Here is an 18,725-nt window from a genome sequence, read left to right on the forward strand (position 1 = left end):
ATCTGCAAGTGATAACAATTTAGTTATTTAAATATAGGAGACTTACTTAAAGTATAATACAAGCGAAATCTTGAGAGAAAGAACATAGTTAAATCTCCCTTAAATACTGTTTCCTTCTAGGATGCCTATGTTTAAAGGTTTTTAAATAAACTATAGTATTCTTGTTTTGTATTTCAAAACGATTTTTATCTTTGTTTGTGAAATGGGGATTTACAAATATTAACAAAAATATATATTTATAAATATTTAGTAGATGGTTTTCATTTTTAAATAACTTTATTGAATCATATACTTATGAATAAATCAAAGCATTTATCGGATATTTTTCTGGTTGATCAGCTTCATGTTGGAGATATGAATTCTTTTGATTTAATTTTTGAAAAATATGGAAATCGATTATACGCTTTTGCTATAAGTTATTTAAAGTCAAATGAAGAGGCAGAAGAATTAGTTCAAGATGTATTTCTGAAACTTTGGGAGAATAGAGCGAAACTAAATAGAGAGTCCTCATTAAAATCTTACCTGTTTACCATTGCCTACCATAAAATGTGCAATCTATTTCGTCAAAAGGAGCAGCACAACAAATACATACTTTCAGAAAAGGTTCAAGATGAAAAATCAGTTAACCTTGAAGAACAAATAGAATTTAAAGAAGCTCTCAATCAAATTGATCAAATTATAGAGGAACTTCCTCTGCGACAAAAAGAGATTTTTATTAAGAGCAGAAAAGAAGGAAAGAGTTCAAAGCAGATAGCGGAAGAATTACAAATATCTCCGGCAACTGTCGATAACCAGATTTCTGCAGCCTTAAAATATTTACGCAAACATATTCCAGAAGCCAATATTGGACTGATCTTGTATTTTTTCTTATTTCTATAGAAAAAAATATCATTTCTTAAAGATCAGTATATCAGTAGATATAACGAGTTAGTTTAAGTTTTTTCAAAAAAAATGTGTTAATGAATGTTAGATATTGTTCTTTCATGTGTATTACTTTATGAAAGGCTAAGTGAATCCAATATTAACAACAGCCAAAAGTTTATAAATGAAAAGTAAGTTCGATAAAGACATATTAGAAAAATATAAACACCACCAACTAGAAGAGACCGATGTATAGGGGATAAATAAGAAAGTACATAAAAAGAAAAATTGATAAAAACACTGAAAAGCGCATTAATAAAGGCTTTGAAGTAATTCGTAAAACAAATTTAAGCAAAAATAAAAAGTACAGAAAGTGAATAAAATATGAATTGGTAGTGAATTACAGAGAAGCTAAATATTAACATTATTTCTTTTTATTGAAACACAGTAATCAAATAGTATAAAACCGTTAATATACAAGGAAAGAAAGCGTATTAAGACCTATAAATTATAGGTCTTTTTTTATGCTGTTTACTTCGATGTATTAAAAATAGAAAAAATGTACTTTTTATTTTGGTTCTACAGTTGCATCTACAGTTGCATCTACAAAATAGTAGTTGATCAGGTTCATAAAAAACATGATAGTGTATTGTAATATGATATAAAATGCAGAATATTCTGCATTAAGAGCATAATAATGTATTTATAAAAACATGCATGAAAAAGGCATAACTATATGAATAGAAACAAATTAAAAATATATGAGACCTATTTGTGTTTAAAAAAGTCCCACACATGATGGTTGTCTATGTACTTTAGTTCATACTATTGATACGAATACTGGCTTTTACAAATGCGAGTGCGCGAATTTTAGATAGTGGAACATCTCTCTCTGCATGATGTTGGTTGTAACTAACCAGGCGTATGTGATCAATCTTTTCACTTTTCTGGATATACTTTACTGCAATGTATTCCTCTCCATCCATGTCAACTGATATCAGGTACATCTCACCAAAGAATATATTATCAGCAATATTGTTTATCTTTTTATATAGCACAATATCACCTGACTTTAATAATGGATACATGCTATCTCCTGTAACATGAACTGCACCATCACACTTAGGAATACCAGGTATACTAATCTGATCAATAGGATCGTAAGAACCGTTTTTAAATAGTGGCACTAAACCTGCAGATGCTTCCAGGTCGTATAAAGGTATTGTTTGGTAATCTTCCTTGTGATCACTAGCCAGGCTAAAATCATTTTGTGGTTTAGTATAGTCTTTTCTTCCGATAGATCCCTTTCCTGTAATCAACCAATCAGGATTTATCTTTTCAGAATATTCTGAATTGAATAACTTATTAAAGAAGTCGTAACTAGGTGAGCTTTTACCATTTATGATATCATAAATACTCTGAGCCCTACTGTATCCCAGTGTTTTAGCTAAATCACTGCGCGTAACTCCTAGATATTCAATTAACTTCTCCACCCTTGCAGATATTTCTGTATTTTTTTTATTCATTTTCTTGATTATGCAGAATATTCTGTTTTAATTTGTAAAAGCAATTTAGAAATAAGATTTAAAAATAACAACTTTTAAAACGATGGCAGTACGACCTCAAATTAATCTAGCAGCTAAACACAAGGAAATACTCAAAGAAGAGTACTCTGTAAGTGATCAGACAATCAGGATGGTATTGATGTATGTTAATAATAGTCCGAAAGCTAAAGAGATCAGGAAAAGAGCTAAAGAATTATTAGAGCAGGAAGCTAATAATGTAGTATTAGACGAATCAGGAAAATAAAGGTTCTCTTTTTTTCAATTCTTCAATTAGGGATCAGTTTAAATCAATCATATCTATGCCTCAACTGTGGTTAAATAATAAAGTAGCCGTAGAAAAAAACGAACTTGTGTCTTCTTTCTATAAAGAGAGAAACTTAGCTCAGGAGCTTTGGAGATACAAGAACAAACCTTACGGCATCAAGCGCCTTCAGAAAGGTGGCAATGGTAGAAAGTTGCTGATTGATTTTGATACCTTACCACGCGAAATACAGGAGGCCCTTGGTGATCCACGCAAAGTAGGCCATATACTAGAACGCTATTATCGCATCGATTCTGATACTGTTGAGTATTATGGCGACTACAAAAGACCTCATTCAGGTTATCTTACCACTAAAGAACAGGAGCAATACATTGTAAATGCATCGGTGATGCATGCTGTTGTTCGCCTGGAACAGGATCGCATAATCGAGCGACGAAACAAACGCGGCAGTTTGCGTGGTTTAGGTTCAACACTTTGTACCGATGTAATCACCTTTAACGAAACGTTGAAAGTTCGTCACAAGGTTACTCATAACATACCTTCAAATGACAGGCGTTTTAAAGAGTATTTAAAAGCCTTTAAAATGGAAGGTTTGTACTCCATTATTAAAGATCCAATGGGTACCGGTCGCCAGAATGCTCGTAAGGTTGATAACAGTGTTTTAGAAATCATCAAAGGTCTGTTTATCGATGGTTATAAACCAACAGCCACCGAAATAGCACGTAATTACGAAGCTTTTTTAAGTGGATATGCAGAGGTTTACAACGAAAAAACAGGCGAATTATACAATCCTAAAGACTTTCCGAAGCTTAGCGAATCAACTGTAAAGAACTACCTGGCTCAATGGGAACACAAAATTGGTACCCATAAGAAGCGAAGCGGCAACCGTCAGACGTATATTGCCAATTATATACCGCATGGTCAGATGGATTTACCTAAAAAAGCAGGATCCATGATATCAATCGATGACCGTCAGCCTCCTTTCTGGTACGAAAAAGGAAAACGTATGTGGTTCTATATTGGTATGGACGTTGCCAGTGGTTGTATTACCACCTTTGTTTACGGCAAAAGTAAAGAAGGTATTATCGTTGATTTTTACCGTCAAATGGTACGCTTCCACGCTGAGTATAACCTTGGTTTACCCATCGAATTAGAGTGTGAGAGTTCGTTAAACAGCAGCTTTAAAAACACCATCCTGCGCGAAGGTAATATGTTTAAACATGTACGCATCGAGGCAAACAACGCACAGGGTAAAATTATAGAGCGTCGCTTTGGTGCCATTCGTTACGAAGTTGAAAAGAAAGCACCAGGGTGGATTGCACGTCCGTTTGCTAAAAAAGAATCGAACCAAGCCGGACCAGGTGACAACATGATTATTCCTTACGACGAATTGGTAGCAGCTCGTTTATCAGAAATTGAAGACTGGAATAACTCACCTCACCACGAGAATAACGAACTAAGCAAGTGGGAATACTTCTTACAAAACCAACATGAAGAAACCAATCACATTAACTATAAAGCTATCCTTCCCCACATTGGTTACAGTACACAAACGTCGTGTCATAGAGGTTACATCACCTTGCAAGGGCGAAAACGTGCGATTGCCGAAAACGGTAAGATCCTTACTGGTTCCTCCCTTATTGAAAAGATGAAGGTGATTGAAGGTAAAGATGTGGAAGTACGTTGGCTCGACAGCATGAATGGCGAAGTATTAAAAGCCTATGCATACATCGACGATCGCTTTATGTGTGAAGTAATTGAAATGCCACGCTTTAACCGTGCCAAAGCGGAACAAACCAAAGCCGATAAGGCAGCAATGGAACTACAATCTCACTATGCAATGACGGTTATTGGCTATGCTCAAACCACTGCCAAACAAATTGAGAAGGTTGGGTTCAATGATCTTTCTCCTAAACCGGAGCGCAAATTTCAAATACCTAACCTTAAGCGATACGAAGCTAACGAAGAGTTTGCAGAGGTTGAGATATTAGATGAAGTACACCCCGACGATAACGAAATATTGTATAACCAAAATTCAGACGCCCCCTCTAGCTGGCGCGATAATTTTCTAAAATAAGAATCATGAATTTATCTCAGGAGTTTAAACAGAACGTACGTGCAGCTATACTGCATCACCGACAAAACTTTGGCGGTACGGATACCGACTATGCACGAACCCTTGGTATCAAACCATCTATTTACAGCCGATTGAAAAAAGGTGAAACAGAAGGGTTATTATCGAATACCATTTGGATCACGATTGGACGTGAGTTAGATGTTCGCATGCATCAAAGTACCTGGAAGGTGGCACGAACTAAAGTCTATAACGAAATTGAAGAGAGTCTTCACTTTTGTAAAGAGTATAGTAAATCTATGATATTGGCTGATGACTGCGGTATTGGTAAAACCTTTTGCACACGCCATATTATCCGCTCTATGAAAAACACCTTTTATGTCGATTGCTCTCAGGGTAAAACCAAACAGCAGTTTATACGCCTGTTGGCTAAAACGGTAGGTGTAGATAATAAAGGCCGTTATGTGGATGTGAAAGCCAACCTGAAGTACTACATCAACCTGTTAGATAAACCACTTATTGTGTTGGATGAAGCAGGCGATTTGGATTACAACGCCTTTTTAGAATTAAAGGAGTTGTGGAATGGTACCGATGGTGGATGTGCCTGGTACATGATCGGTGCAGATGGCCTACGCGCCAAAATGCAGCGAGGTATCAGAAATAACAAAGTAGGCTATGCCGAAATATTCAGTCGTTTTTCTGATGAGTTTATTACCCTGGTACCAACCGGATCGATGGATAAAAAGCAGTTCTATGCCGATTTAATTGGTGCAGTAGCCACCGCTAACCTAACCGAAAAAAGCAAGGTGAATGTATTGGTCAACCAGTGCATTAAGAAAGAAGCCACCTTACGTCATTTAGAAACCCTTATTAAAATTGGAGCTTAACAATGGCCAGACCCAAAGCAGTATACGCTAAAAATTTATATGAGCTAAAAGACAAGATTAAAAGATTTGCTTTTTCAGGCGTGTTCGAGATTGTAATGGGACAGCCAACCACCACAGGAATGTGGATCATCTATGGTAATGAAAAGAATGGTAAAACATGGTTTGCACTTAAAATTGCCGATTACCTAAGTCAGTTAGCAAACGTGCTATATGTAAGTGCAGAGGAAGGAATTGACGGTGAATTTATTGAAGCTTGCGAACGCGCAAAGATACCTTTCAACAATCGATCGTTGAAGTTTTACGAGTACACCGAAATAGAAGTACTCGACGAAATGTTGAGCAAAAAGAGAGCTCCTAAAATAGTGTTTATAGATAACGTCACCATCTATGCTGATGAGTTGAAAAATGGTGTCTTACGACAGTTTACTCAAAAACATGCTGATAAACTGTTTGTGTTCCTGGCTCACGAAGAGCGAAAAGAACCACATGGAGCCACCGCTAAACTCATTAAAAAGCTATCGAAAGTGATTGTACGAGTACAAGGTTTAGCCTGTTTTGTTAGTGGCCGTTGTCCGGGTGGAGTACTTACCATCGATGAAGAAAAAGCCCAGTTATTTCATGGAGTAGAAACAACAAGTAATTAAATATGAATTTTCAGAAAGTAAAAACCCGTAAAGAATCATTGTTATTCCCAATCATTTGGATGGATGCAAAGTCGAACCCTCAACACTTCTTTGATGAAAATAAGAAGATAGTAAGCTTCGATAAGTTAGAGAAAGTTAAAGCATTCCTTAGAAAGGAGCGCCCTCTGTTATGCCGCATCGGATTAAAGAAATTTCCGAAAGTAGGTTATGTAAAAAGTGTTAGTAAAACCGATTATAACATACTAGAATGACAGTAGCAAAAAACGTACACGCCCAGTTTTACAACTTATTAAATAAGATGGGCATTCCACAAAGCGACCGTCGTGATTTTCTAATGGATTATACCAATGGTTTAACCGATAGTCTTAGCGAGTTATACAGCAAAGATCCTTTGATGTATTTCAAGATGATTAACGACATGGCAGAAACGGTTAAGAAAAGAACCACTGATGTTGATAAATGGCGAAAGCGTGTGATGGCCAGTGTGGGAGGTTACTTAAAACTAATGGGCCGCGAAAGCAATGCCAATCTGATTAAAAAAATTGCATGCCGTGCAACCGGTTACGATAATTTTAATGCGATACCTCCATCAAGGTTAATGAATGTTTATAACACCTTTTTGAATAAGCAACAAGACTTTAAACAGTTAACCAAGGAAATGCAATACGAACTTGCATCTAAAACTCTGTTAAACTAAATACCATGGTTAAAATAATGGATCGCCAGTGGTTAACCGAAAAGTTAACAGGCATAAAGCTAAAAATTGAAGAGTTGCATAAGGAGCAAAACACTGCAGATTTGCAACGATCAATTGATATAACCAGGCAACTATCTAACTACGAATATACAAAACGTAGCCTTGAACAACGCCTGGCGAACTATCAGCCATCAGCTGCACCTCAATTTACAATAATCAATTAATAAATATGCCTTGGGCGGCTTTGTAAAACCCATGAAATTATGAGTAAAGTAGGAAAAAGAGTGCTGTACAAATTCGGCCAAAACGATGTTGAATTCATTGATGCTTTACGGGTAACTGATGGCGGTGTTAACCCTGCCAAAGTAGGCGATCAGTATCCAGGTGTTATTGTGGCTGATTGGAGCCAAGGCGAATATGAAGGATGTGTCAATATTTCTGTAACACTGGATGGATGTGTTTTGCCAATGTGGAAAACATCTGTGATGGAAGGAACAGGTGTTAATGAGTACACCTTAATTGACTAGGTCAATAATCCCGGTGTGGATTGAAACCCTATCCGGGAACAAAGTTCAATTATCATTTTAATCATTAATAATTCACCATTAACAATTAAATCAATGGAAACAATACAATTAGAAAAACTTACTCCGGAACAAAAAAAACAACTCATGGCCGATTTAATGGCTGAAGAGGAAGCAAAGCAAAAAACTATCAAGGCTGAGCGTGATATTTATAAAGAAACGGTTGGTAAAACAGTGGCCGAAACCATTAAAGAAATGGAGATAGTAAGCTCATTGTTATCGAAAGCAAAGGCCAATGTATTCAATAACTTTTCTGCTCTGTTGGATATGAAAAAAGAGTTGTATGGTTACAAAGAAGGTCAGCAGAGCCACACATTCACCAACGCATTAGGCCAAAGTATTGAGGTCGGTTACCGTCAGATTGATGGTTGGGACGATACTGTAGAGGCAGGCATTGCGAAAGTTAACAGCTATATCGATAGCCTTGCCACCAATGCCGAAACGGCCAAACTGGTTAAGGTTATTCAAAGCTTACTGAAGAAAGATCAGAAAGGCAACCTGAAAAGCAACCGTGTTTTAGAACTTCAGAACCTTGCTGATGAGTTAGACAGTCCGCTGTTTACTGATGGTGTTAACATTATTCGTGAAGCTTACAAGCCTGTTCGTTCTGCCTATTTTATTGAAGCCAGTTATAAAGACGAAACTGGTAAAAAGGTAACCGTTCCTCTCAGTATTACTACTGTTGAATTTCCTGAAGGTGCTAATGTAAAAATAGATGCACTATGATTACATGGGCTGATGTTGTAACGTTATCATCACTCGCTATTGTATTATGCATTGGCATTTGGGGTGGAATACGCGACTATAAAAAAAGAAAAGCTCAGGAGGCTAAACGATTTGGCGATCACAGCCGTCCTGAGCCATTCGATAAACGATTAGAAAATAAGTAATAACCGTTGGTGTCCCGATAATAATCGGGATGCCTTAACAAAACAAAAGTATGGAGAATTTATTTGAATGCCGTGTGCGTTACGAGAAGATTGATGAGCAAAGCGGTAAAGAAAAGAAAGTAACAGAATGTTATTTGGTAGATGCTGTTAACCATGGCGAAGCTGAAGAGCGAATGTACAAAGAAATGGAAGCCATGATTCGTGGTGAGTTTGTGGTTACTACAGTTCGTAAAGCCAACTACACTGAAATATTTGACAATATGGATGGTGACCGTTGGTTTAAATCAAAGATATCATTTGAATCGGTTAGTGAAAAGACAGGATTAGCAAAGAAAGTAAGTAACAACATATTGGTCATGGCTAACAATGTGAAAGATGCTTACGACAATATACAGGAAGGCATGGGCGGTATGACTGTTGATTTCGAGATTAATGCCATTGCTGAAAGTCCAATACTCGATTTCTTTCCTTATCCGTTAGCTGAAGCTGCAGAGAAACTGGATGGTAAATCAAACGCTTATAAAGACTAACCATGTCATTGCTAATGGTAAGCTGCGATAATTGTGGTAAAGAACGCTTTATATATCAATTAAATATAAATGAAGAAAATAAAAAGGTTCTTTGCCACAGTTGTTACAACAGCGAAAAAACAGAAGAAAGGAAGTTAGTTGATCACATACATAACCTGGTAACAGATGAAGAAACGATATTGTAAACCAGTTACATGCCCCGACTGCGATGGATACGGACAATTAAACGTAAACTTTTATAAAAGTCCTAAAGATCCAACCATTGAAGATTGTTCTACCTGTCATGGTACAGGCCGCTTATTACGGGTTGTTGAAATAACCCACTTACCACTTATCAAAAATCAAAACTTACTTAAAACTGTAACCCATGAAAGTTAGAAAAACAGATATCACAACACTCATCTATTTTAGTTTGGTAGCATGTGCCATACTTGCCGTTGTTGCCTTTGTGTTTACTGCAATAATAACTATTTGATATGCATGACGAAGATTATTTTAATACACGCGAGTGTTGGGATGCTGATCCAATGGTGAGTGGATCCGGTAGTGAAGCACCTGGTTGTTTCATCGCCTTACCATTTATTATAATATCCATTGCGCTGATAGTAATTTATTTAATCGATAATTAAAATGATACATATTTTTAATGAAATAGTAGAGGAAAGAAAAAGACAGGATGAAAAGTGGGGAGAACAAAACCATAAGCCTGTAGAATGGTGTGCCATATTAGGCGAGGAAGTTGGTGAAGTAAACAAAGCGGCCTTAGAAGCTCATTTTAAAATGTACTATAAGGATAACGAAAAGCTTGCAAACTATAGAGAAGAGTTAATACAAGTGGCTGCAGTGGCAGTTGCCATGATTGAAAGTTTGGAACGTAATAAACCATTGTATCAGAAATGACAGACTATTTATTTTATGATGAAGCTACCAAAACTGAAATTATTGCTACCTATACAAAGGGTGGAAAATTAAAGAAGGTAACAACTAAAAAAGGTGTATTGCAGCTAGATGGATTAGAATATTTCATTCCGTGTAGCGAAGATAAAATTGATACCCAATTTTTAAAGATTATAGTAGTTTCTCCCGACGAATTCTTCAAACATGCACAAAAGGTATGGTTTGAGTTTTATACTTACGACACCGGCTTAGATTATTTGTTTGGTGCCAAAGATGGAAATGCATTAAAGGCAATTGGCAAACAGCTAACCAAGCTAACCGGAAGTACAGAAACCGCCTTAGATGCTTTTAAATACATAACAAAGCACTGGAACCAGTTGGATCCATTCTACCGTAACAATAAGGATCTGACTTTTATAAACTCTCAGTTAAACAAAATTCTAAACCTACTGAAGAATGGAAAACAAACCGGCACAGCAGCCCAAAGCCATACTGCCGATGATCTCCGCAGGGGCTTCCAGTCGTGACCTGATAAAAGCCTTTGCTAACCTTACCCCTGAGCGAGTGCTTGGGGGTAATTATAAAAGCATGGCTTTAATACGTAAAGAGGAAGGTGAAGAAAAAGCTGAACAGGCATTAGCCATATTATTAGCCGATACAGCACTGGCCTTTGGAGAAAGTTTAACTAAAGAAATGGCTCTCTATTTTGCTACCGAAATACTCAACGCCTACTACTGGCTAAGCCTCGAAGATTGCTTTATAGTACTCAACCGTATAAAGAGAGGTAAGTTATACGGCAAGCTTAACCTTAATACCTTTTTAAATGCTTTTGAAACCTATAATAAAGAGCGTTTAAATATGGCTGATGATCTAAGCTTTAGTAAGCACTTAGAGATAAAAGAAGAGCGCCCATTGTATGAAAGAGCGAATATAATTGCACAGACTTATAAAGTGAAAAAATAAGTGTTGATGCTTATAAATTTTAAATAATATCAAATGTGGATAATTCCAGACAAACTATTATATCAATTGCTACCGGAACAGGAGGCTTGGAACGAGGACTTGAATTGGCAGGATGCAACATTAGAGTTGCCGCTTATGTGGAGGTCGAAGCATTCATTATTGCCAACCTGGTATCAGCGATGGAAACGAATAAAATGGATGCAGCTCCTGTTTGGGTGGATGTTAAAACCTTCCCTTCAGAAAACTTTCGTGGAAAGATACACGGCATCACTGCCGGATATCCATGTCAACCTTTCTCACATGCAGGTAAACGAAAAGGAACAACAGACAAAAGACACATTTTTCCGCATATACTCAGAGTTATCAAAACAGTTGAACCTATTTGGTGTTTCTTCGAAAATGTATCAGGACATTTATCAATGGGATATGCAGAGGTTTACAGAAGCCTTCGACATTTGGGTTACAATGTTGAATCAGGAATATTCTCAGCGGAAGAGGTTGGTGCACCACACTCAAGAAAGAGATTGTATATACTCGCAATTAAAATGGAGTACGCCAATGCTTCCACGATCAAGAGAGTCATATTCACAAATGAAACGAAACAGTCCAACTTTAGAAACACAAGTAAAATGGCCAACGCCTGTAGCAAGCGAAAGCGAGAAAGCATGCAAGGGTCAAAGTCAGGAGTGTTTAACACAACTTGCTATAAATGGCCAGTTGGAAGAGGGAAGTCACAATATGCGTGGGAAGCATCCAGGACGATTGAATCCGGCTTGGGTTGCACAGCTAATGGGTATGACTTTAGAATCGATCTTTTACGTGCCCTTGGCAACGGAGTTGTACCTCAAACAGCAGCCAAAGCTTTCAAAAGCTTGTTAGGTAAATTTTGATTATTCTATAAGTAGAATTATTTTTGTAAAGCAGTCAAAAAAAAAGCCCTGCGCAAAAATGCTACAAGGCCTCCCGGTACAGAGGTAAAAATAGTAAAATTTGTGTAGAGTGGCTTATAACAGGAGAAATATTTTACAACGGATGGTAGATATTCAGAACATTACATTGGAACATACCAATAAAGGTGTTACCCAGGAGCATGTTTTTAAAACCATCATTCACCCTCAATACCGTATTTGTCGCAAAACTTTTTATAGTTACCTGGGCTCACCTGCTAAAATGGAACTAAAGCGGCTTAATAACGTAGAACAACAACAAATGCAATTGTTTTAATATGATTATAATGGATGATAAATATGTAGCTTTAAGTTCTTACGTAACCACTCCTATTGATTTAATCGATATTGACAAGTGTACTCCAATAAAAGATCTATTAGCAAATAGGCAAAAAACCTATTTAGAAGATTTAATCTTTAAATTACTTTCAGAATTACTGAATAGAGAACCTTCAATTGATGACTTTAAATGCGTCAATATAATATACCACAATAATGCTTTTCCTTGTGATAGTACGGTATCATATAAAGGAATAGAATTAGGGATAATAAGTTATCACCAAAAATTTGAAGGATGTTCGGTTAAATTAATATACAGATTTACACCTAACAAATACCTAAAGTACTAAATCATGAAAAAGTATTTACTATTAATTGCCATTTGTATTGCTTCTGTATCTTCTTTCGCTCAGATCGGATCAGGCTTGCAATATAAAGCAGGGCTTAAAAAGATGGAATTTAAAAAAGTTTCCTATGTAGTATATGGAGATACTATTAATTCAGTTAGGCTTTCCGATAAATCAGCGCATAATTTAAAAGCAACAAAGGTTGATCAGTTAAATAAGTTAGGGACTAAGATTAGTACCGTTGAAAAAGAACTCAATAAAGTAAGAACAAAATTAATAGAGTTTGATTATCCACTTCGTACAATGGCTGATGATTACATAACAACATTAGCTAGTTTGGAAAACTTAGATGAAATTGATAGTTATAAAAATGAAATAGCTGCCTACAAAAGTTTATATAATTCAAAGGTAAAAGAAATGAAGTCAAACGGACAGTTAGACTCATTAATGTATGCAAAAGAAAGACATGGAAGATAAATCCCTGTGAATAATCAAAGGGATCTTGTTTTAAACGTATCAATAATAGGAGGCTCAGGAGTCTCCTTTTTTTGTTTTAACCTTGCCTGTTCTAAATGGTAATCGGTTAACTCCACATCTTCATATGTAGGTCGGTTAATGCTATCCTGGTCTTCATCAATATAACACTTGTAACTTACTATATGGTACTTGAAAAAGGGTGTAATACGTGGCCGTTCACCCATGTATTTTAATGGTGTGGTATTGTCTGCACTCAATTTGTTGACCAGGTACTTTACCGTTTTAAGCATTTGCAAATACTCCATACCTTCGGTTAATCGGTCGCTATAGTGTTCGGTTCCGGCTCCTGGTTCCTGTAGTACATGAAAATCCAACTGCATATAATTGGTACCTGTATTCTCATCTTCATTAATTGTCCAGTCAACAAAAACAGATGGACAGAATACCTCGAAGCTCTCCGCATCATCAGGCTGCCCCATGTAAATATCAACCTGCCTAACCGGTGGTAGGTTACGATCGATAAACACCTGTTCGTTATCTTTAAACTTCTGTGCTATTTGTAAATAAATACTTTCCATATTCTTGATATTTTTGTCTTGATACTTGATACTAACCTTTAATTGCCTTTATTAAAGTGGCAGTCATTACTCGTGTTAAGCGTCTATCCAAAGTTGCAGACGTACCAATAAAGCGCCTTCGTGGTATATTTTGGTTAATGGTTCGACTATGGGCTCTTACATTTACTTCACCTCTCATGGTTCGTCGGGTGTGAGATCGTACACTTTGGATAACACGCCCACGGAAACCATTATTGTGAGCTTCAGCATATGGAACATCAGTACCAATAACAGCCTTTTCTGCAGTAACGCTTACCTTACGGATAGATCGTCGTAACCGTCCGCTTTTTACCAAAACAGCCCTGCCTGCAGTTCGCTTACTTTCACCACGTACCGGCTTACGTTTCTTCCATGGTTCGGTATTGATATCCACCCAGTTTTGTGCCCTGAAACGTTCCTTGCTAAAGTTAACAGCTTCGGTTGCTGCCACCTGTGGCAACTTGGTAACTGCAGTAGAGACACGGTCTAAAAGCTGTATGTACTCAAGCGTCTCATTCATTAGTAACTTGTTTCAACATTTCGTATCACACGTAAAAACATATTAGTCATCCATTGCTCTAACTCATTTGGATTCATTTTCTGCAGGTTGGTGTTTTCGGTATTAATACCACCCTTTACAAAAGAATCGATGTTAACGGTTATGTTTTTAACCTGTTTGGCACTTCCTGTTATTTTATTAATAGAGTCTGAACCTGCTCCATTTAATGATGTGGATCCTGATTTGGAACCACTCGAACCATCTGCAGCAAAAGGACTGCTTTCCTGTTGTTCAGCCTCTGCCTCCTTTTTGCTTTTCCATCTTAGATTACTAACCAGTTTTATGCCTTCCATTACAGCTTTAGCATTGTCAACAGTGGCATTCTTATAGGCATCAATATCTTTTTGCCTTTCAGCTTTTAATTGCTCTATCTCTTCAGATGCAGCTGTTTTTATTGGAGAAGTTAAAGCTGTTTTAGCTCCTGAAAAATCACCGCTTAAAGCTAGTTTTATGGCATCACCTATATTGCTGAATAAACCTTTAATCCATTGGCCAAAAGACTTGAATTGCAACCAAAGATATTTAAGTCCATATGTAGCAGAACTCCATAGGTTTTCAAAGTCGGCACCTATTTGCTTGATAATTGCACCAACTATTAATTTTATGCCTTTCCAAACATCTCCCCAACCTTCAGTGCGTTTAATCAATATGGTAATACCTGCAACCAGGGCACCAATTGCCAGAACAATCATACCTATTGGATTGGCAGCTGTTATAGCATTAAATACAATCATCGCTACCTTTGCCACTCCTAAAGCAATGCCTACGTTTTTAATAACAGACCATATAGTATCAAAGTGTTTCCATACAAAGCTTAAGGTGTTATTAACCTTTTCCAATACATTAACCCATATAGGAAGAAACTTTTCACCAATCTCTGCAGAGATTACTCCTAATCGATTACGCGCCATATTTGATATAACGGTCATGTCACCTTTAGCATTAGCCAGGGCTTTAGCAAAATCAAACTGAGTTTCATCAAACTTCTTAAAGGTGGTAAAGAAGTCATCAGCACCGGTCTTAAGTTTTACAAATAGATTTCGTAATCCTTCAGGGCCTCCAATCTTGGCAATCACTTCATCAATCTGTTGACTTGTCATGCCTTTAAACTTGCCGCTCACATCACCCAGTATGGCACTTAAGTCGCGCATTTCGCCTTTGGCATTGTACATGCTTACGCCAATCTCTTTTAAACCTTTTACCGTACCGGCCTGTGTAAATCCTTCAAAGGCCGATTTGGTCATAGTGGCAGCCGTATTGCTATCCTTGGCAATGGAAGTGAACACAGCGAAGAGTTTATTAGCAGTATCCACACTTTGCCCGGCTCCTGAAGCTGCACCTGCAAACTCTGTTTGTACCCTTGCCAGTTCGTCGAAGGTGGTAATACCCATTTGAACGGTTTTGGCATTACTGGCCAGTAGCATGTCAATATCTTTGGCTTCGAGTTTAAAGGCTTTCATGGCCTTTACTGTTTGGTTAACAGAGTCCGGTAATTTGGCACCTGTCATCAATGAGAAGTTACCTACCTTTTTTGTGATATCAGCCACTTCCTGTCCGTACAAACCAGTGGCCGATTGAATATCATAAAAAGCTTTGGTGGTATCAACTAACGACTGACCGGTTTCAAAAGCAACAGATTTAATACTATCCTTATAGCTGTTTAATTGTGCCTGGCTTTTATCGAGATTAAGCTGTTTAATGGCTAAGAACTCATGATTAAACTCAGCCGCTTTTTTGGTTGTAGTACCAATAATAGCACCTAACGAAATAGCACCTGCAATAATTAAGGCATACGGATTCTTAAGCAACGATAATGCATTGCCAAACATTGGAATCTGATCACGCATTGCGCTAAACATCTTTACATGATGGTTCTTTAGTTCCGATAGTTTATTCTTCATATCACCAACCGAACTATTCACCTTCTTTTTAGCCTCACTCAGGCCTGTTTTCATGCGGTTTTTTAGTTCCAGTAGTAGTTGAACCTTGGCCTGTCCATCCATATTGTAATTAGTTTAAAAGTATTGTATATTTGTAATGTCTACCGGGACGTGCGCCCGGTGGAGCCCAAAACAGTAATTACTTCGTGTAGTTGCTGTTTTGCTTTTTAATCAGGTTACCACCGTTATCAATCCACACCTCTTTTATTGTTTTACTCTGATTGAACAGTCCGTCGACGGCTCTGTCTATATCATTGGTTGATATTTCTTCAGGTAGTTTAAGAAGTATGTTTTCGGCTTGTTTTGATGCCTGGTATATTTTGCGTTGCATGGTTTTGCGAGTTACATTACCATTAATGGTCTTAAACTCAAATAGCTTTTTGTTCACTAATGCATCGGGGTTCTTACCTTTTCTGAATGTGGATGATTTGTAAACGAATTCCCGGATATCATCATCAGCCTTTTCCAAAACAGGTAACAGCTTTACGTTATAACCCGAATCAATTAATCCGGATGCTATATCAATGTTTTCTGCAGCTTCCTGCACTCCATGATAAATATGTATATCAACACGCTTGCCACCTTCCACATCTTTTATAACCGTATTGTAAGCAACGTTATCAGGTAAGGATCCTACCGCACGTTTCATCACATCAGCCGGAACACCTTTGTAATAAGCATGACCTTTAGGAAATACCATACCTGTTACAGCTAGGTTGGTATCAAACATCGAGTCGATAGGTACACGCGGTAGTACTTGCGTTTCAACAGCGCTTTGTGTGGATAGTTGTTCAACATCGCAACGGCACTTCCATCCATTAGGTGGATAATATTTCCGCCAAAAAGCATCCGTAATCTTGCGGATGATACCATTTAATAACTGGTGCTCGTGTCTTACATTCTGATCGCCAACCGTACGATAGATTAAAAATGGTTGATCTTCAGCATTGGTTTGGAACTCAGCCCAGCGGCTTGCCATTGTACTGGATCCGATTGAATGATCGTACTCGGTACGCAACCAGGTTCGGTTGTATTTATCATTAATCTTTTTGGCCGCCTCTTCAAATTCGTTAAAGTTCCGGAGTTTGTTATTCTCATCAACCAATGCCAATGTCATATCGCGCATTTGCTGATAATTCTTAGCTGAAGCAAACTGCCAAACATCACGAGTCAATCGCATTAACATACGTCCATCAGGCGTTGAAAAATCAGCACCTGTATAACTTTGTGCGGTGCCGTTTAATACACCTTCGTGCAATACACCACCCACAATACCTAATAGCTTTGGATAGATATCACCTGCTTTTATATTACCCTTATAAATATCATTTAAAAGAGGTTTTAAAAGCCTGTTAATTTGGTTTTCAAAAGCTACCGGTATGGCCGTTTCTGCAGTAGGATGTTTACCTCCACAGTGTGGGCATGGCTCATATAGTTCTTTGGGTTCAGCCGTGGCCTCTGGACTAAACCCTAGCGAAAATTTGTACTTAAGGCTGCCGATGCATTTAAACCAGTATTATTGATGGTTTGCTTTTTGCCAATGATAGGCACATTAAATCGACGGCTTATCCATTCCTCTTCTACATCGTAATGAGTCAATACACCGTTAACAATCTCCCAAAGTTCCTTTAAGGTTAATTCTTCCGATCGATCAAAAACAAATTCATCACCATCCTGAAAAGGAAAGCCCCACGTACGTAACAACGGAATGAGTTGACCTGTTACGGTAAACTCAATCATACGTTTGTCGCTTTCGGATATCTTATCGTCCAGAGTACGTTCATGCACTTCACTCTGACTTAAACTGGATCCGTCGTCACTCAGCATGGTTCCACCTACCACACGTTTACTAATTTCGTTGTTGGTAATGGTTATTTGTTCCAGGAATACTTTGTGAGGATCGCCTTTGGTAGCTGCATCATGAATAGTGATTTTTGCACCTTCGGGCAAAACAGCCTGTGCGGCTCTGCCTAACTGGCGCATCATACTTTCAATACGCTTTAACTCGCGTTCATCAGTTATGGATGTTTCAGCACTTACCAAAGGAATACCAAAACGCTCCGAAAAGTCAGCCCATGTTTGTTGAGCATTACGTTTCCATATCAATTGAGGTATGATATCGTTTAATATACCATGACGATCTTTATGATATCGGTGTATGATTGTACGTGCGAAAATAGGTTCCGTAAAATCGATGCCTTTGTCACCTCCTGCCTCAAACAGCACCATGTTAGTGGATGGAATAACATTACGACGTGGTATCAAATCCCATTTCATAGTAGCAGGATCCGTCAACTCTAAAACTGAATAACCACGGTAAACACTATCCAACAAATGTTCCATTAAATCGTAGAACCACTCCGTTTCTAATAGCTTGGTACGCTCTTCTATTTCTTCACCGTTTTTATCCCGGATATAAAAGCGACTGCATAAGGTTGCAGCGTTACGAATATCAATCTGTGACATCAGGTGGCCGTCAGTCATAAGGTTACGGATCAAGTCCTGCAGAGGTGCAGACTTTGGATTATCAACATCCTCGAAAGCAGACAGTGCCTGGCGCCACTTTTTAATATCGGAACGCGCCCGATCCTGAAACTCATTAACCAACTGAGTAATGATACCTTTACTCTTTTTATCGAGTGCTACAGGTGTATTAATCTGTCTAAAGGCTCCCCACAAATATTCTTTAGTTGTTGATATGCTGTTTTTCAAATTCATAATCGAGT

27 protein-coding genes are annotated in these 18,725 nt (G+C 37.7%); 21 read left to right on the forward strand and 6 right to left on the reverse strand.

All coding sequences use genetic code 11. The features are described 5' to 3' along the window. Positions 1–294 precede the first annotated feature (294 nt). On the forward strand, positions 295–879 hold the full coding sequence (locus tag KEM10_RS20465) for an RNA polymerase sigma-70 factor (RefSeq protein WP_212218980.1): 585 nt from the start codon (positions 295–297) through the stop codon (positions 877–879). A 797-nt stretch (positions 880–1,676) separates the two neighbouring features. Here the strand turns inward: KEM10_RS20465 and KEM10_RS20470 are convergent. Then, a complete protein-coding gene (locus tag KEM10_RS20470; protein ID WP_212218983.1) occupies positions 1,677–2,387 on the reverse strand; it encodes an XRE family transcriptional regulator in 711 nt (236 codons plus the stop codon). An 82-nt stretch (positions 2,388–2,469) separates the two neighbouring features. Here KEM10_RS20470 and KEM10_RS20475 point away from each other — a divergent pair, with 82 nt between their 5' ends. The 20 genes from KEM10_RS20475 (at position 2,470) to KEM10_RS20570 (ending at position 12,904) form a co-directional block, all read left to right on the forward strand. Further along, on the forward strand, positions 2,470–2,670 hold the full coding sequence (locus KEM10_RS20475) for a hypothetical protein (RefSeq protein WP_212218987.1): 201 nt from the start codon (positions 2,470–2,472) through the stop codon (positions 2,668–2,670). A gap of 55 nt (positions 2,671–2,725) precedes the next feature. Beyond that, on the forward strand, positions 2,726–4,765 hold the full coding sequence (locus KEM10_RS20480; RefSeq protein WP_212218990.1) for a hypothetical protein: 2,040 nt from the start codon (positions 2,726–2,728) through the stop codon (positions 4,763–4,765). Positions 4,766–4,770: 5 nt separating this feature from the next. Further along, positions 4,771–5,649, forward strand: a complete 879-nt coding sequence (locus tag KEM10_RS20485) for an ATP-binding protein (RefSeq protein WP_212218993.1) — start codon at positions 4,771–4,773, stop codon at positions 5,647–5,649. A gap of 2 nt (positions 5,650–5,651) precedes the next feature. Next, on the forward strand, positions 5,652–6,293 hold the full coding sequence (locus KEM10_RS20490; RefSeq protein ID WP_212218996.1) for a P-loop NTPase family protein: 642 nt from the start codon (positions 5,652–5,654) through the stop codon (positions 6,291–6,293). A 2-nt stretch (positions 6,294–6,295) separates the two neighbouring features. After that, entirely contained in the window at positions 6,296–6,544 is a 249-nt protein-coding gene (locus KEM10_RS20495) for a hypothetical protein (RefSeq protein WP_212218999.1), read from the forward strand. Continuing rightward, positions 6,541–6,990, forward strand: a complete 450-nt coding sequence (locus KEM10_RS20500) for a hypothetical protein (protein WP_212219002.1) — start codon at positions 6,541–6,543, stop codon at positions 6,988–6,990. Before KEM10_RS20495 ends, KEM10_RS20500 begins: the two co-directional genes overlap by 4 nt. Before the next feature lie 5 nt (positions 6,991–6,995). Then, positions 6,996–7,214 (forward strand): hypothetical protein, encoded by a 219-nt coding sequence (locus KEM10_RS20505; RefSeq protein WP_212219005.1) that lies wholly within the window; start codon positions 6,996–6,998, stop codon positions 7,212–7,214. A gap of 39 nt (positions 7,215–7,253) precedes the next feature. After that, a complete protein-coding gene (locus tag KEM10_RS20510) occupies positions 7,254–7,517 on the forward strand; it encodes a hypothetical protein (protein ID WP_212219008.1) in 264 nt (87 codons plus the stop codon). A gap of 93 nt (positions 7,518–7,610) precedes the next feature. Continuing rightward, positions 7,611–8,300, forward strand: coding sequence for a DUF3164 family protein (locus KEM10_RS20515; RefSeq protein WP_212219011.1), 690 nt, complete (start codon positions 7,611–7,613; stop codon positions 8,298–8,300). Then, the gene (locus KEM10_RS20520; RefSeq protein WP_212219014.1) at positions 8,297–8,464 is read left to right on the forward strand and encodes a hypothetical protein; all 168 of its coding nucleotides are present in this window, start codon (positions 8,297–8,299) and stop codon (positions 8,462–8,464) included. Before KEM10_RS20515 ends, KEM10_RS20520 begins: the two co-directional genes overlap by 4 nt. Positions 8,465–8,514: 50 nt before the next feature. Then, the gene (locus tag KEM10_RS20525) at positions 8,515–8,994 is read left to right on the forward strand and encodes a DUF4494 domain-containing protein (protein WP_212219018.1); all 480 of its coding nucleotides are present in this window, start codon (positions 8,515–8,517) and stop codon (positions 8,992–8,994) included. A 165-nt stretch (positions 8,995–9,159) separates the two neighbouring features. Beyond that, positions 9,160–9,372 carry a hypothetical protein gene (locus KEM10_RS20530; RefSeq protein WP_212219021.1) on the forward strand — a complete coding sequence of 71 codons (213 nt, stop codon included), beginning with the start codon at positions 9,160–9,162 and terminating at the stop codon, positions 9,370–9,372. A 98-nt stretch (positions 9,373–9,470) separates the two neighbouring features. Continuing rightward, positions 9,471–9,623: a hypothetical protein gene (locus KEM10_RS20535; protein ID WP_212219023.1), complete on the forward strand. Its 153-nt coding sequence runs from the start codon at positions 9,471–9,473 to the stop codon at positions 9,621–9,623. Between the two features lies 1 nt (position 9,624). Then, positions 9,625–9,894: a MazG-like family protein gene (locus KEM10_RS20540; RefSeq protein WP_212219026.1), complete on the forward strand. Its 270-nt coding sequence runs from the start codon at positions 9,625–9,627 to the stop codon at positions 9,892–9,894. After that, complete coding sequence (locus KEM10_RS20545) at positions 9,891–10,418, forward strand: hypothetical protein (RefSeq protein WP_212219029.1); 528 nt, start codon at positions 9,891–9,893, stop codon at positions 10,416–10,418. Before KEM10_RS20540 ends, KEM10_RS20545 begins: the two co-directional genes overlap by 4 nt. Beyond that, positions 10,390–10,854 carry a hypothetical protein gene (locus KEM10_RS20550; protein ID WP_212219032.1) on the forward strand — a complete coding sequence of 155 codons (465 nt, stop codon included), beginning with the start codon at positions 10,390–10,392 and terminating at the stop codon, positions 10,852–10,854. Before KEM10_RS20545 ends, KEM10_RS20550 begins: the two co-directional genes overlap by 29 nt. Positions 10,855–10,889: 35 nt before the next feature. Then, entirely contained in the window at positions 10,890–11,744 is an 855-nt protein-coding gene (locus tag KEM10_RS20555; protein ID WP_212219035.1) for a DNA cytosine methyltransferase, read from the forward strand. Positions 11,745–11,853: 109 nt separating this feature from the next. Beyond that, a complete protein-coding gene (locus KEM10_RS20560; RefSeq protein ID WP_212219038.1) occupies positions 11,854–12,078 on the forward strand; it encodes a hypothetical protein in 225 nt (74 codons plus the stop codon). A 10-nt stretch (positions 12,079–12,088) separates the two neighbouring features. Then, positions 12,089–12,430, forward strand: a complete 342-nt coding sequence (locus tag KEM10_RS20565) for a hypothetical protein (protein ID WP_212219041.1) — start codon at positions 12,089–12,091, stop codon at positions 12,428–12,430. A 3-nt stretch (positions 12,431–12,433) separates the two neighbouring features. Further along, positions 12,434–12,904: a hypothetical protein gene (locus tag KEM10_RS20570; RefSeq protein ID WP_212219044.1), complete on the forward strand. Its 471-nt coding sequence runs from the start codon at positions 12,434–12,436 to the stop codon at positions 12,902–12,904. A 14-nt stretch (positions 12,905–12,918) separates the two neighbouring features. Here KEM10_RS20570 and KEM10_RS20575 read toward each other — a convergent pair whose 3' ends face one another. From KEM10_RS20575 to KEM10_RS20595, 5 genes are all read right to left on the reverse strand, one after another. Beyond that, positions 12,919–13,482, reverse strand: a complete 564-nt coding sequence (locus KEM10_RS20575) for a hypothetical protein (RefSeq protein ID WP_212219047.1) — start codon at positions 13,480–13,482, stop codon at positions 12,919–12,921. Between the two features lie 31 nt (positions 13,483–13,513). Further along, the gene (locus tag KEM10_RS20580) at positions 13,514–14,020 is read right to left on the reverse strand and encodes a phage virion morphogenesis protein (RefSeq protein ID WP_212219050.1); all 507 of its coding nucleotides are present in this window, start codon (positions 14,018–14,020) and stop codon (positions 13,514–13,516) included. Beyond that, positions 14,020–16,062 (reverse strand): phage tail tape measure protein, encoded by a 2,043-nt coding sequence (locus tag KEM10_RS20585; protein ID WP_212219053.1) that lies wholly within the window; start codon positions 16,060–16,062, stop codon positions 14,020–14,022. Before KEM10_RS20585 ends, KEM10_RS20580 begins: the two co-directional genes overlap by 1 nt. 76 nt (positions 16,063–16,138) lie before the next feature. Continuing rightward, positions 16,139–17,269 carry a phage minor head protein gene (locus KEM10_RS20590; RefSeq protein WP_212219056.1) on the reverse strand — a complete coding sequence of 377 codons (1,131 nt, stop codon included), beginning with the start codon at positions 17,267–17,269 and terminating at the stop codon, positions 16,139–16,141. Between the two features lie 200 nt (positions 17,270–17,469). Further along, positions 17,470–18,717 (reverse strand): phage portal protein family protein, encoded by a 1,248-nt coding sequence (locus KEM10_RS20595; RefSeq protein ID WP_212219059.1) that lies wholly within the window; start codon positions 18,715–18,717, stop codon positions 17,470–17,472. Positions 18,718–18,725 lie beyond the last annotated feature (8 nt).

The sequence above is a fragment of the Carboxylicivirga linearis genome (genome assembly GCF_018271995.1).
GTDB lineage: Bacteria > Bacteroidota > Bacteroidia > Bacteroidales > Marinilabiliaceae > Carboxylicivirga > Carboxylicivirga linearis.